The following is a 12,870-nucleotide window of genomic DNA, read 5'->3' on the forward strand; positions in this document are numbered from 1 at the left end:
GTTAAACAATGATAGCACTAATACTTGGAACCTCAGAAGGAAAAAATATTCTTTCCATGTTAAATAAATTTACTGAAGATATATTTGTTTCTACTGCTACTGCTTATGGTGGAGAAATTCTAAAGAATTATAAGTATAAGATTTTAAATACAAAACCCTTAGATAAAGCTCAATTATTTGAAAGTTTTAAAGAAAACAAAGTGCACACCGTAGTAGATGCATCCCATCCCTATGCCTTTGAAATAACTAAGAACGCAATGGAAATCTGTGAAGAGTTAGGAATTGATTATTTAAGATATGAAAGACCTTCTGTTTTAGAAAAATATAAAGATGAAAAGCTTATAATTGAAGTTGAAAGCTATGAGGCACTTAGGGAAAGCCTAAAGCATATTGAAGGAAATATATTAAATACAACAGGCAGTAGAAATATTGAGAAGCTTATAGATTTAAAGCTCAATAATAGAATAATTCATAGGGTACTACCTTCTGTTAAGGTAATGGAAGAATGTTTAAATTTAGGATTAGCAGTGGAAGATATAATAGCTATTAAGGGACCGGTTAGTTATGAGCTAAATTATGCCTTTATAAAAGAATATAAAGTTAAGGCTGTCCTTATGAAGGATAGTGGGGTTCAAGGTGGTACGGAAGAAAAACTGAAAGCTGCCGTAGATTTAGGAATACCAGCTTTTGTAATTGGCAGGAAAGCCGTGAACTATAAGAAAGTATTTTATAGTGAGAAGGATATTGTTGATTATATTTATATAAATTGCTCTTAATACCTTTGAGGGAGTTCTTTCATTTAAATTGCTTTTTAATGTAAGCAATATTATACTGAAATCCTTTTAACACTTGAGTTAAAAGGATTTTTTTATGGACAAACTATATTTAGAATTAAAATGGAACTAACACATCATTAAACAATTATTCCAAAATGATGGTATGTGATAATAACTGAAGGGGGAATCATCATAGAATGGGACACAAACACGGCGAGGGAGCTTCAATTGATTATTATGCTTATATATCAAAAATAAAGCACTGGAATCCAACTTTTAAAGTCTTTCTTTCAATAATGACACTAGTTCTTTGTATTGTGCTTAATAATCCATATGTATCTGTGGTAGTTATTATTGCCATGTCCTATCTGACAATTATAAAGGGTGAGCTGCCAATACGTAAATATATGCCAATACTTCTGATTCAAATTGGATTTATCCTTATTGGAACATTTACCATTTCCGTTGATTTCTCAAAGCAGCCTATTGGACAGTATAAATTATATCTTGGCTTTTGTTATGTTTTTACTTCTCAGGCAAAGCTTAAAGAAGCGTTTTTTTTAATATTGAAGGTATTTGCAGCTATCAGTGCTACACAGATGATGTCATTATCAACTCCATACTCGGAGATTATTTATGTGCTTAGAAAGGTTCATGTACCAAAGCTTATTATAGAATTGATGAATATGATTTATCGCTATATTTTCATCTTAATGGATGTATATACTAAAATGAAAAATTCTGCAGAATCCCGTCAAGGATATTGTGATATTAAAACTTCCTATTTAAGCTTCGGAAATATTGCAAGCAATATGCTGGTAATTTCATTGAAAAAGGCAAATGCATATTATGATGCAATGGAGGCTAGATGTTTTGATGGAGAGCTTATGTTTTTGGAAGAAGATAAAGAAGTTGAAACAATACAGATTGTCTCAGCAGTAGTATTTATATTATTTTTGATTTTGCTCTGGGGCTTTACAAGGTAGAAAGGAGCTATTATGCGAGAACCAATATTAAAAATCGATGACCTCTATTATGTGTATGAAAATGGAAACTCTGCATTGAACGGTGTAGGTGTTAAAATATATGAAGGTGAGAAAATAGCTGTACTCGGTTCCAATGGTTCAGGAAAATCAACATTTTTCTTGAATATAAACGGTGTCTATACACCGGAGGCAGGAAAAGTTTTTTACCGCGGTATATTAATCAATAAAAAGAATTTGAACGAGCTTAGAAAAAATATAGGAATTGTATTTCAAGATGCGGATAATCAAATAATCGCATCCACTGTTAGGGCAGAAGTTGCATTCGGCCCCATGAATTTAAAGCTTCCTAAAGAAGAAGTAGTTAGGCGTGTTGAGGAAGCTCTGGAATATATGAATATAATTGATTTCAAGGACCGTCCACCTCACTATTTGAGTGGTGGTGAAAAAAAGCGTGTTACTATTGCAGACATTATTGCTATGAAACCAGAAATTATTATATTTGATGAACCGATGGCAGCACTGGATCCTTTAAATGCACAGTTGCTAGAAGAAGTTTTAGAAAAGCTTGGCTCAGAGGGTAAGACAATGATGATTTCAACCCATGATGTGGATTTCGCATATAGATGGGCTGATAGAGTCCTTGTATTTAGTCAGGGAAAAATTATCGCAGATGGAGCACCTCTTGAAATTTTTCAGAATACAAAAGTCTTAAAACAGGCAAATCTAAAGCAACCAACCATATTTGAGATATACAACATACTTATACAAAAAAATCTTCTTGAGGATACAAAATACTATCCCAAAAGTGTAAAAGAATTCAAGGAAATGCTTGAAAAACAAGTACTTTTTCTAGGTGATTTAGCTTAGATAAATATAAATTAAAAGAAAAGGAGAGAAATAAAATGGATCAAAAAGAAAAGAAAATTATCTCTTTTTTATCAGCTTTTGCATTAATTTTTGCAGTTGCTCCTACAGCAAATGCAATGCACATTATGGAAGGATATCTTCCACCTAAATTCTGTATTTTTTGGGGAGTAATCTGCATACCATTTCTAGCTGCAGGATACCAATCAATTAAGAGAACTTTGGCAATGAGTCGTAAATCTATTACTATTCTTGCTATAGCAGGTGCATTTGTTTTTGTAATATCATCCTTGAAGATTCCATCAATAACAGGAAGCTGTTCACATATGACTGGTACTGGACTTGGGGCAATTTTATTTGGACCTAGTGCTGTGAGCATTTTGGGTATTATTGTACTAGTTTTTCAAGCAATACTGCTTGCTCACGGTGGAATAACTACACTAGGTGCTAATACATTTTCCATGGCTATTGCTGGTCCATTATTTTCCTATGGTATCTACAAATTATGCCAGAAGCTTAAAGTAAATAAGAATGTTGGAATTTTTCTTGCAGCATCAATAGGTGACTTATTTACCTATTGCATAACAAGTGTTCAGCTCGCACTTGCGTATCCATCTGCGAATGGGGGTGTATTAGCTTCTGCAGTAAAGTTCCTTGGGGTGTTTGCGCCTACACAGCTTCCACTGGCAATTATTGAAGGTATTCTGACGGTTGTTATTCTTATTGGACTTGAAACCTATGCAAAATCTGAAATGAAAGATATTGGATTTCTATATGGAGGTGAAAATTAATGTCAAAGAATAAGAAAAAAGTTATTATTTTATTAGTTATTGCAGCATTAATTGCCATTATACCACTATTTGCATTAAGGGGCGCTGAATTTGGAGGATCCGACGATGCAGGGAGCAAAGTAGTTTCTCAGGTAGCAGGTACCGAGTATAAACCTTGGTTTAAACCTGTTATGGAAACATGGATAGGTGGTAAAGTGTCAGGGGAAATGGAGATTTTGCTTTTTTGTATGCAAACTGGTATAGGAGCTGGTATTCTTGGCTTCTTCTTTGGAAGATTCGTAGAAAGAGCTAAGCAAAAAAATAAAAATATTAAAACTGAATTGCCATATCATAAATAAGATTGTAGAAGAGAATAAAAAGATAAGAAAAATTGAATAGAGGTTTCAGATAAAAAAGTTACTATAAATATACTGAATAAAAGGGATTCTAATTTTGAGTTAGAATCCTTTTTTACTAATGAGTATTTTCGCCAAGAGTTGTTAAACAATATAAAGCAAAATATATTAGCATCAGAAACAATCCAAATGAAATTTTAATTCAAATGAGTTATGCTTTGAATTTTCTAAAATACTATTAATTATTACCTTAGGTTTGAAGACTATATCCCAACTATTCTAGTAATGAATCTTACTGATTTTTAATTAACTTAAAGTTTTAAAAATATATCCTTCAGATTTTAAAAAATCTATTATTTGGGGTAGAGCTTGTACAGTAGTTTGCTTTGCTGGAGCGTCATGCATAAGTATAACTAAAGTTTTTTTGCCTTTACTTGTTCGCTTTAAGTTCTCTACAAGCTTGCCAGGGGCAATGTTATTTCCTTCTGCATCTCCATTTAGACTGTTCCAATCGATAAAGCTGTATCCTGCTTTTAATACAGCTTCCCTAAAAGGTTTCCTATCTGAACCGAATGATCCACCAGGAAATCTTACATACTTTACCTTATAGTTTGGACCTAATATAGAATCCAAAGTATTTTCACATTTTCTAAAGTCATCTACTAAATTTTTAGGATTCTCATATACGTATTTATAATCATGTGTAAAAGTATGATCACCAATTGTATTACCTTCTGTTTGCTCTCTAATCAGAATTCCTTTATTGGCATTAGCCTGCTTACCAATAACAAAAAATGTTGCTTTAATATTATATTTATCTAATATATCGAGTATCCTAGGAGTTACATTAGATGATGGTCCATCATCAAAAGTTAGATATGCAGTTTTCTGGTTGTTGCTTCCCAGATGATTTATATTATTATCCATATTAATACCAATATGTGAGTCGTTTTCTCGAATATCCATATTATTATCAGATAGGTTAGAATCCGATTTCTGATTCTGGGCATTTTTATCTATAGTTTTATTTCGAGCATGAAAATTACCATTTAATTTATTAGGACTAAAAAATATACTTTTAATAGCAAAAACCATACTACAAGCTACAATTGTAGCAGTTATTACAAAAAATATTCTTTTTCTAAATATTTTACTTTTTTTAATGCGCTTTCCATATTTCATGTTAATACCTCTAATCTACAATTATCATTTTTTGTCGAATTTACATGATATAATATTACATCTTACATAGATTAATTACAATATCTACTTTTGTATTCTTATTTAATTTAAGTGAAGTAGCTGAACATGCATTTTTACTTTTATGTTTATTTAAAAATTGGTACTAAACTTATTTAAAACTTGCGAGAGCTTAAAAAAACAATTATAATTTAAATTATTTTGGTACGAGCACTACAGATAAAATTATATGGTTTCAAATATTTATAATAAGGAGTTATAGAAAAAATGATAAAGATAATGTTTGTATGTCATGGCAATATCTGCCGAAGCCCAATGGCCGAATTTGTATTTCTCCATATGGTGAAAGAGAAACATCTTTCACATAGGTTTTGTATAGCTTCATCTGCAACCAGCAGAGAAGAAATAGGTAATTCTGTACACTTTGGTACAAAGACTAAGCTCAGAGAAGTTGGAATTTCCTGCGATGGAAAGAGAGCAATTCAGCTTACAAAGCAAGATTATGAGATGTATGATTATATTATTTGCATGGATAGCTACAATATAAAAAATGTTATGCGAATTGTTGGACAGGACAAAGATGGTAAAATCTTTAGATTGCTTGATTTTACTCCTTGTCCTAGAGATATTGCTGATCCTTGGTATACGGGAAATTTTGATGAAACCTACAATGATATTATAGAGGGGTGTACAGCATTGCTTGATAGTATTTTAAAAGTCAGATGTTCTTAATATGAAGAAGCTGATACTGGCATTTAATTTATATTAGTTTCGAACTTTCTGGATATAATTATAGATTAATTAGATATTAAAGAATTTTATTGCTACCCTTTCAAATTTTATTTTTGCCTTCGTATATATAGACGTAAAAAATAAAAAATTATGGAGGCAGTAAAATGAAAATAAAAAAGTTAGCGGTTATAATTGCATTAGCAGTTTCAATAAGTGGTGGTGGAATTAAGGCTTTCGCTGAGGACACAGTATCTTTATCTGGGGAGGCAGGAATAACTCCAGACAGCATATTTTATCCAATTGACAAAGCTATAGATAATTTGAAAGTTATTTTCACAAAAGGTGATGCAGATAAAGCTGAGGCATTAGAAAAGATAGCTGAGGAAAGACTTGGTGAAAGTGAAGTAATGACTCAAAAAGGAAAGACAAAAGATGCTAAAGAGGCTTTAGATAGTTATGTAGAAACTATTGGAGAGGTTCAAGACAAATTAGAGGCAGCAGAGAAAAATGGACAACAGGAAACAGATAAAGGCTATTTAGAAGAACTTCAAAAGGTTGAGGAATCAGTAGCAGAAAAGCAACAAAAATCTATAGAGGTTCTTACAGCATTACTAGATAAGGCTCCAGAAAATGCAAAGGAAAACCTTACAAAGGTTATTGAAATGCAAACAGCAAAGAAAGAGGCTGTTGATAATATGGTAAAAGAAAGACAAGAGTATAACGCTGCTAAAAAGCAATACAATACGTTGAAGGAACAGCTTGAAGCTGCAAAGAAGTCTGGAGATGCAGAGACTACAGCAAAATTAGAGGAAGAATTAAAGACTCAAGGACAAGTCCTTGCTGCAAGTAAAGATGATTTACAAAAGGCAATAGAAGTTAAAAAGGCTGTAAATAAAGATGTTAAGGTTGGAGAGTCAAAGAAAGAGGAAAAAAAGAGTATTGATAAAAAAGAAGAGACCGAATCTACTAATGTAGGACAAATCGATGAGAAGGATAACAATAAAGCTGTAGAAACTAAGAAATCCGAAGAGACTAACAAAAATGTACAAGTTCAAAAAACTCAGAACCCGGGTCAAGGTAACAGTAACGGAAATGGTAATAACAATGGCAAAGGTAAAAAATAAATAAAGAGTTACTAGGAGCGTAACTAGATTTTGAAATTTAAATCTAGTTACTCTCTCTTAAATTAGACTAATTCTATAATCACAAACAGGTGGTAATATTTATTTTCCCTCAAGCTTTTCCTTTGCAGTTTCAACTTCAAAACCTGTTACATAGTTTTTAACATCTTTTAATTTTGTATCTGCTGGAACTGAATCAGGAATCTCTAGTTTTTTATATAATTCTTTTATTTCTATACCTGTGCCTGTTGAAACATCTTTTAGAGACATATAACCTTTTATTTCTTCAACATTAAGCTTTGTATCAGCAGTTACTGGTTTAGGCAGTACATCAAATAGTCCTGTAGACTTGCTTATAAATAAACCTCCAAAGAAAATCACAACAACAAGTATTATAACTGTAATAGGTTTAAGGGCTTTTCCTAGAGTTTTATATTCAAGAGCATCTTTTTTAGGACAGGATAGTACACAGATTTGACATCCCAGACATTCTGAAGAGGTTACTTTATCTAAGTGGGCTACATCAATATTAACTGGACAGCTCTTACTGCAGAGGTTGCAATTAATACACTTATCCTTGTTTCTTGTAATCTTTGAAGGACTGAAGTTAGATATTATTCCATATACTGCTCCCATAGGACAAAGATATTTACAGAAGAATCTATCATAAAGCATAGAGCCTATAAGCACAACAATTAATAGTATAAGTGATACTAAATATTCACTAGTTAATGAGGAAAATCCTGCTGATATGTGTCCATATGCTGCCCAGGGGTCATATGGGTCTACCCATAGGCCTGCGGTTTTCCAAGCAAAAATTATAGTTAATAATAGTACTATATATTTTAAATATCTTAAAGGCTTGTCTATTTTGTTTGGTATAGTAAATCTTTTTCTAAATATTTTCTTTCCAAGTAAACCAAAGAATTCTTGAAGTGCTCCAAATGGACATATTGTTCCACAGAAGCTTCGTCTGAAGATAAATGATAATAGCAGTGTTAATATAAGCAAAGTCATTGTTCCAATAAATATCTTTTGAATGAAGGTGCCGCTGAAAATTACAGTGTATAAAGACTCAAGTCCGCCATAAGGGCATAGAGCATGGATTGATGGGGAAGTTCCACCTCCAAGCACTTGATGTAAATATGTCTGTATTGTTATTAGGATAAGGAAGGTAGCTAGAATTATCCACCGTATATACTTAATAAAACTATTATTATTCAATATAATCATCTCCTTTAATTGTGGATTTAAGAAAATACGAAATATGATGTATACTCCGTATTTTCTATAATATTACGAAGCTATTTGGTTACACTAGAATTATATAAGCATCCATTTCCATTCATGCCTCTGCCACCGCCGTTGCCTCTGCTGGCGCCACCATTTCTACCGTTCATTTGTCCAGGTGTAGTACAGTTTGCAATATTTTCAGTTATTCTAGCCTTTGAAGCATCTCCTTGTTCTTTAGTTATAGTACCTTTAGCTACAGCATCATCAATAATTTTAATTCTTTCATCCAATAAGGATTTCTTTAACTCATCATTAGTTATACCTTTTTCTTCTGCTAAGCTGTTTAAGGTTTTGCCAGAGTTTAGTGCGTTAGTTACATCAGTATCAGTTACACCCTTATCTTTAAGTAAATTTGTTATAATTTCATAGCCTCTGAACCCTGAAATTCGTCCTAAACCCATACCGTCACCTTGGTGGTAAGAAAGTGATGTGGAATTGGTAGCTGCATATGCTGTAACTCCAAAACCAACAACTAAAGTAATAGCAAGTGTTGTTATTAAACTCTTGTTTTTCATAATTTACATCTCCTCTATTTTATTAATTGATTAAAAGTTGTTTTATTGTTTTTAATCAATCTATGGTTTTATAATAACTTTGATTTTTGATAAAACTTTGTGGTATTTGTGATAGATTTGTGAAAACTTTATATAATACTTTTTTTAAATATTTCACAAATTTATCACAATTGCGTCAAGATTAAATTGCAAATATGTAGTATTATGAAATGGAACATATTATACAGATGTATTTTAAATAGATTAGGTGGTGTCTTATGAAAGGAAAAATATTAATAGTAGAAGATGAAAAAAAGCTTTCTGAAGTTATGTGCTTATACTTGAAAAAGGAAGGGTATGAGGTGCAGTGTGCCTTTGATGGAGAAGCTGCTGAGCAATTAATTGAAAATAATGAATTTGATTTGATAATACTTGATATAATGATGCCTAAAAAGGATGGATGGTCACTTCTTAGAAAAATCAAAAGCAAGGGCAATACTCCTGTAATTCTGACTACCGCTAGAGGTGAGGAGGAGGATAGAGTTTTTGGACTTGAGCTTGGGGCTGATGATTATATGGTTAAGCCTATAAGTATGAGAGAATTAATTCTCAGGGTTGGTTTAAGAATTAATAGTAGAAGTGAAAAGTCAAAGGAGCTCCGCTTTGAAAATATGCTTATATTAGAAGAAAAAAGAACAGTAATTGAAAATGAACGGATCATTAGCTTAACGCCTAAAGAGTTTGATTTGCTAGTATTTTTGTGTAAAAGCCCGAATCAAGTTTTTAAAAGAGAACAGCTACTAGATAAAGTCTGGTCTTATGATTTTATAGGTGATACAAGAACAGTAGATACCCACATAAAGAATCTTAGAGAAAAAATAGATTTCTGTAATAAAAATTTAAAAACTGTGTGGGGCGTAGGATACAAAATTGAAAGTTAAAGACCAAGTTCTACAAGAGAAGGGAGGATACTTATGGGGAAACTTACGAGAAGATTGATAAAATACTATATTTCCATAATTACAGCGGTAATTCTAATTTGCTTTATAGCCAGCAGTTTATTTTTATCTTTAGTTTATACAAAAATGGAGTATACTTCTTTAAACAATGCTGCTCATGAATTTTATAATTATGTAAAAGCTGGGAGCAATAATATTGATATTACTAATAATTATCAGATTTCCAGTGCATTTTTAGTAAAGGATGGATCTGTACAGCCATTAACCTCTTCAAGAATGGGAATTATGCAGTTTGTAAAAAATATGGATTTTAGCAGTTTGCAGGAAAAAGGAAAGTATAAAAATCCTATGAATGAGGAATTTCTCTACTATAGATATTCTACAGAGGTAGGAGATATAGTAGTTCTTCAAAACAATAAATTTTCAGCCTCTTTTTTGAGAACAACCTATTTAATTCTGCTGCTAATATTTATCTTAGCTATTCTTATTTCTATACCTGTAGTTGCATTTGTTGGCAAAAGGCTTACTAAACCAATACTTAAGCTCCAGAAGGTAGCTTCTGATATAACAAATGGTGATTATAAAATTGATATTGATGTAAACACTGATGATGAGATTGAGGAACTTTCCACTAGTATTAAATATATGGCTGATACCTTGGAAAGAAAGAATACTCTTCAAAGGGAATTTATTGCTAATGTATCCCATGATTTTAAGACTCCTCTAAGTGTTATAAGAAATTATAGTGAAGCAATATATGATGATATACTTGATGAGGTTCAACAGAAAGATTATGCAAAAGAAATTATAAGTGAAGTTGATAGACTCAACCTTCTAGTTATGGATATTCTCCAGCTATCTAAGCTGCAGGGAGGACTGAACATGCTAGAAAAAGGTTATTTCAATTTATGCGAATTCTTATCAAGCTTTGAGAATGCATTTAAGATTTTTGCTGAAAGTAAAGGAATAGAGTTATCTATTTCGGTTCCAAATGTTTATATTTATGGTGATGCAAAATATTTATATAGAGTAGTCTATAATTTTATTGATAACGCAATAAAATTCAGCAATGAAAATTCTACTATAAGGGTGGCAGCTTCATTAGGTGAGGATGGCATCAAAGTATCAATAAAAAATTTTGGTGAAGGAATAGACGAAAAAAGTGTTAAAGACATATGGAATAGGTATTATAAAAGCAGTGAAAGCGGAGGAATGGGACTTGGACTTGCAATAAGCAGTGAAATTTTAAAATTGCATGATTTTAAATATGGTGTAGTTAGTACACCTGGAGCAGAAACTGAATTTTATTTTATTGTTCCTAAGAGTATGATTAGATAGAAGGATAAGGATTATGAAAATATTTAAAAATTTACTATGCAATAAAAAACGAATTACAATTCTTGCTATTTTAATAGCTTCAATCCTAATTGTAATATCAGTTTTCTACTTTCAGAGATTATATACCACAAATACAGAGAGTTCATATATAATTATAAAAAGTGGATCTTCTTCAGAAGATATTTCAAAACTTCTTCTGGATAAAGCTATTATTAAATCTAAAGAAAAGTTTAAAATATATGCAAAACTAAATGGACTTACTAAAAATACAAAGGACATAAATTTAATAATAAAACCTAATACAAGTTATAAAGAATTGATTCTGAAATTAAAAAATCAGCAATCAGATTTTTACGTTGTTACTATCCCTGAAGGCTTTACACTTTATCAAATAGCTGAAAGGTTAGAAAAATATACCCCATTAAAAAAGGAAAAATTTTTACAAGTTAGTACTATGGATTTAAGTTCAAATGGTATATTTTCAAAAGGAGCTGCAGCCAATTATGACTTAGAAGGCGTAATGTATCCAGATACTTATTATATCCAAGTAGGATCCACTGAAAAAGATGTTGCTAATTTAATGTTTAAGAGATTTAGAAGTATTTTTTCTGATGAAGATATAAAGCGTGCAAAAGAATTAAATTTAAGTGTCAATCAGGTTATTACAGTTGCATCTTTAGTTGAAAAAGAAGCTGCAAATGATAGTGATCGAAGTAAAATAGCGGGAGTAATTTATAATAGATTAAAAAAAGGTATGCCTCTTCAAATTGATGCTTCTGTTATATATGCAATTACTAAAGGGCAATATGTTATAAATAGGCTCTCATATGAGGACTTAAAGGTGAAGGATGCGTATAATACTTATTTATATAAAGGACTTCCTCCTGGTCCAATTGCTTCTCCGGGTAGACCGTCAATTGAAGCTGCCCTTTATCCTGAAAAAAGCGACTATTTGTATTATGTTGCAAACGGAAAAGGACATGTGTTTAGTAAAACCTATGAAGAGCATTTAAGCAACGTTAAAAAATATATAAAGTAAATCTTCAATTGACGGATATTGAAATCAGTGCTATACTTTAGCTGAAAATAACTATCAGTTGGGAGTGATATTCATGATATCTAGTTTAGTGCTTTCATTTAGAGAAGGCCTTGAGGCGGTTTTAGTAATAGGTATTATTTTAACATATCTTACACAAAACAATAAGCAAAAGTTGGTAAAGTATGTATACTGGGGAACAATACTTGGAGTATTGACAGGTGTTATTGGAGGATATATCGGATTTAAGGAAGCTAAGGAGCTTGAAGAAAAGGGAGCAGACCTTTTCGAAGCAATTATGATGCTAGTGTCAGCGGGGCTTATTGGATATTTTGTAGTATGGATGTCTAAACAGAACAAAAACATCTCTCAAAGTGTTAGAAATAGCGTGGATAAGGCTTCTACTGGTTTTGGATTACTTGTTTTAGCATTTCTTTCTGTTGTTAGGGAAGGTATTGAACTAATAGCCTTTATATTAACAAAGGTAAGTGCAAATGCATCAAATGTAGCTTTAGGAGCAGCTTTAGGGATTATCCTAGCCGTTATTATAGGGTATTTAATTTTTAAAACTTCTTTGGAGTTAAATCTTAAAATTATATTTAAGATTCTGGGCATTATACTAATCTTTATTGGTGCTGAATTATTTGGAGAGGGCATGGCAAAGCTTATTCCTTCTGCAGGAGAACTTCTTGAAGAAGGCGGTTCAATATTATTCGGTGCAATTGCTATGATTTACTTTTTAAAAGATGATATAAAGAAATTGTTAAAAAGGGATTAATCATTCTTTAAATCATATAACTAGATGGAAGAATGCTATAGCATACTATGCTAAATAAATAGAGAGTTAGGAAAAGGATTCTAATTTTAAATTAGAGTCCTTTTTTATTGCTTCAGTAAGTTAAAATCGGCCGATGTGCTATAGAATGCATGACGATTAGTATAAAA

14 protein-coding genes are annotated in these 12,870 nt (G+C 31.6%); 11 read left to right on the plus strand and 3 right to left on the minus strand.

Annotation, left to right across the window (positions count from 1 at the left end):
- Nucleotides 1–8 precede the first annotated feature (8 nt).
- The 5 genes from bsdE14_RS20080 to bsdE14_RS20100 all read left to right on the plus strand — a co-directional run bounded on the left by bsdE14_RS20080 (nt 9) and on the right by bsdE14_RS20100 (nt 3,755).
- Nucleotides 9–776 carry a cobalt-precorrin-6A reductase gene (locus bsdE14_RS20080; protein ID WP_264851787.1) on the plus strand — a complete coding sequence of 256 codons (768 nt, stop codon included), beginning with the start codon at nt 9–11 and terminating at the stop codon, nt 774–776.
- Between the two features lie 197 nt (nt 777–973).
- The gene (cbiQ, locus tag bsdE14_RS20085) at nt 974–1,762 is read left to right on the plus strand and encodes a cobalt ECF transporter T component CbiQ (RefSeq protein ID WP_264851788.1); all 789 of its coding nucleotides are present in this window, start codon (nt 974–976) and stop codon (nt 1,760–1,762) included.
- A 12-nt stretch (nt 1,763–1,774) separates the two neighbouring features.
- On the plus strand, nt 1,775–2,629 hold the full coding sequence (locus tag bsdE14_RS20090; protein ID WP_264851789.1) for an energy-coupling factor ABC transporter ATP-binding protein: 855 nt from the start codon (nt 1,775–1,777) through the stop codon (nt 2,627–2,629).
- Between the two features lie 35 nt (nt 2,630–2,664).
- Nucleotides 2,665–3,417 (plus strand): energy-coupling factor ABC transporter permease, encoded by a 753-nt coding sequence (locus bsdE14_RS20095; protein WP_264851790.1) that lies wholly within the window; start codon nt 2,665–2,667, stop codon nt 3,415–3,417.
- Nucleotides 3,417–3,755: an energy-coupling factor ABC transporter substrate-binding protein gene (locus bsdE14_RS20100; protein WP_264851791.1), complete on the plus strand. Its 339-nt coding sequence runs from the start codon at nt 3,417–3,419 to the stop codon at nt 3,753–3,755. The genes bsdE14_RS20095 and bsdE14_RS20100 overlap by 1 nt, the downstream gene beginning before the upstream one ends.
- Before the next feature lie 303 nt (nt 3,756–4,058).
- On the opposite strand, the gene bsdE14_RS20105 is transcribed toward bsdE14_RS20100, so the two are convergent.
- The gene (locus bsdE14_RS20105) at nt 4,059–4,934 is read right to left on the minus strand and encodes a polysaccharide deacetylase family protein (RefSeq protein WP_264851792.1); all 876 of its coding nucleotides are present in this window, start codon (nt 4,932–4,934) and stop codon (nt 4,059–4,061) included.
- Nucleotides 4,935–5,219: 285 nt separating this feature from the next.
- Here bsdE14_RS20105 and bsdE14_RS20110 point away from each other — a divergent pair, with 285 nt between their 5' ends.
- On the plus strand, nt 5,220–5,684 hold the full coding sequence (locus bsdE14_RS20110; RefSeq protein WP_264851793.1) for a low molecular weight protein-tyrosine-phosphatase: 465 nt from the start codon (nt 5,220–5,222) through the stop codon (nt 5,682–5,684).
- Between the two features lie 164 nt (nt 5,685–5,848).
- A complete protein-coding gene (locus tag bsdE14_RS20115) occupies nt 5,849–6,808 on the plus strand; it encodes a DUF5667 domain-containing protein (RefSeq protein ID WP_264851794.1) in 960 nt (319 codons plus the stop codon).
- Nucleotides 6,809–6,907: 99 nt separating this feature from the next.
- On the opposite strand, the gene bsdE14_RS20120 is transcribed toward bsdE14_RS20115, so the two are convergent.
- Nucleotides 6,908–8,029 (minus strand): 4Fe-4S binding protein, encoded by a 1,122-nt coding sequence (locus bsdE14_RS20120; RefSeq protein WP_264851795.1) that lies wholly within the window; start codon nt 8,027–8,029, stop codon nt 6,908–6,910.
- A gap of 80 nt (nt 8,030–8,109) precedes the next feature.
- The gene (locus tag bsdE14_RS20125; protein WP_264851796.1) at nt 8,110–8,613 is read right to left on the minus strand and encodes a YckD family protein; all 504 of its coding nucleotides are present in this window, start codon (nt 8,611–8,613) and stop codon (nt 8,110–8,112) included.
- Nucleotides 8,614–8,870: 257 nt separating this feature from the next.
- Between bsdE14_RS20125 and bsdE14_RS20130 the strand changes: the two genes are divergently transcribed.
- The 4 genes from bsdE14_RS20130 (at nt 8,871) to bsdE14_RS20145 (ending at nt 12,703) form a co-directional block, all read left to right on the plus strand.
- On the plus strand, nt 8,871–9,533 hold the full coding sequence (locus tag bsdE14_RS20130) for a response regulator transcription factor (RefSeq protein WP_264851797.1): 663 nt from the start codon (nt 8,871–8,873) through the stop codon (nt 9,531–9,533).
- Nucleotides 9,534–9,566: 33 nt separating this feature from the next.
- A complete protein-coding gene (locus bsdE14_RS20135) occupies nt 9,567–10,889 on the plus strand; it encodes a sensor histidine kinase (protein ID WP_264851799.1) in 1,323 nt (440 codons plus the stop codon).
- Nucleotides 10,890–10,902: 13 nt separating this feature from the next.
- The gene (mltG, locus tag bsdE14_RS20140; RefSeq protein ID WP_264851800.1) at nt 10,903–11,928 is read left to right on the plus strand and encodes an endolytic transglycosylase MltG; all 1,026 of its coding nucleotides are present in this window, start codon (nt 10,903–10,905) and stop codon (nt 11,926–11,928) included.
- Nucleotides 11,929–12,001: 73 nt separating this feature from the next.
- The gene (locus bsdE14_RS20145) at nt 12,002–12,703 is read left to right on the plus strand and encodes an FTR1 family iron permease (protein WP_264851801.1); all 702 of its coding nucleotides are present in this window, start codon (nt 12,002–12,004) and stop codon (nt 12,701–12,703) included.
- Nucleotides 12,704–12,870 lie beyond the last annotated feature (167 nt).

The sequence above is a fragment of the Clostridium omnivorum genome (genome assembly GCF_026012015.1).
Taxonomy (GTDB): Bacteria; Bacillota; Clostridia; order Clostridiales; family Clostridiaceae; genus Clostridium_AX; species Clostridium_AX omnivorum.

Coding starts and splice junctions, on each gene's coding strand:
- bsdE14_RS20080 (WP_264851787.1), top strand. CDS start 9: ATGATAGCACTAATACTTGGAACCTCAGAAGGAAAAAATATTCTTTCC.
- cbiQ (WP_264851788.1), top strand. CDS start 974: ATGGGACACAAACACGGCGAGGGAGCTTCAATTGATTATTATGCTTAT.
- bsdE14_RS20090 (WP_264851789.1), top strand. CDS start 1,775: ATGCGAGAACCAATATTAAAAATCGATGACCTCTATTATGTGTATGAA.
- bsdE14_RS20095 (WP_264851790.1), top strand. CDS start 2,665: ATGGATCAAAAAGAAAAGAAAATTATCTCTTTTTTATCAGCTTTTGCA.
- bsdE14_RS20100 (WP_264851791.1), top strand. CDS start 3,417: ATGTCAAAGAATAAGAAAAAAGTTATTATTTTATTAGTTATTGCAGCA.
- bsdE14_RS20105 (WP_264851792.1), bottom strand. CDS start 4,934: ATGAAATATGGAAAGCGCATTAAAAAAAGTAAAATATTTAGAAAAAGA.
- bsdE14_RS20110 (WP_264851793.1), top strand. CDS start 5,220: ATGATAAAGATAATGTTTGTATGTCATGGCAATATCTGCCGAAGCCCA.
- bsdE14_RS20115 (WP_264851794.1), top strand. CDS start 5,849: ATGAAAATAAAAAAGTTAGCGGTTATAATTGCATTAGCAGTTTCAATA.
- bsdE14_RS20125 (WP_264851796.1), bottom strand. CDS start 8,613: ATGAAAAACAAGAGTTTAATAACAACACTTGCTATTACTTTAGTTGTT.
- bsdE14_RS20130 (WP_264851797.1), top strand. CDS start 8,871: ATGAAAGGAAAAATATTAATAGTAGAAGATGAAAAAAAGCTTTCTGAA.
- bsdE14_RS20135 (WP_264851799.1), top strand. CDS start 9,567: ATGGGGAAACTTACGAGAAGATTGATAAAATACTATATTTCCATAATT.
- mltG (WP_264851800.1), top strand. CDS start 10,903: ATGAAAATATTTAAAAATTTACTATGCAATAAAAAACGAATTACAATT.
- bsdE14_RS20145 (WP_264851801.1), top strand. CDS start 12,002: ATGATATCTAGTTTAGTGCTTTCATTTAGAGAAGGCCTTGAGGCGGTT.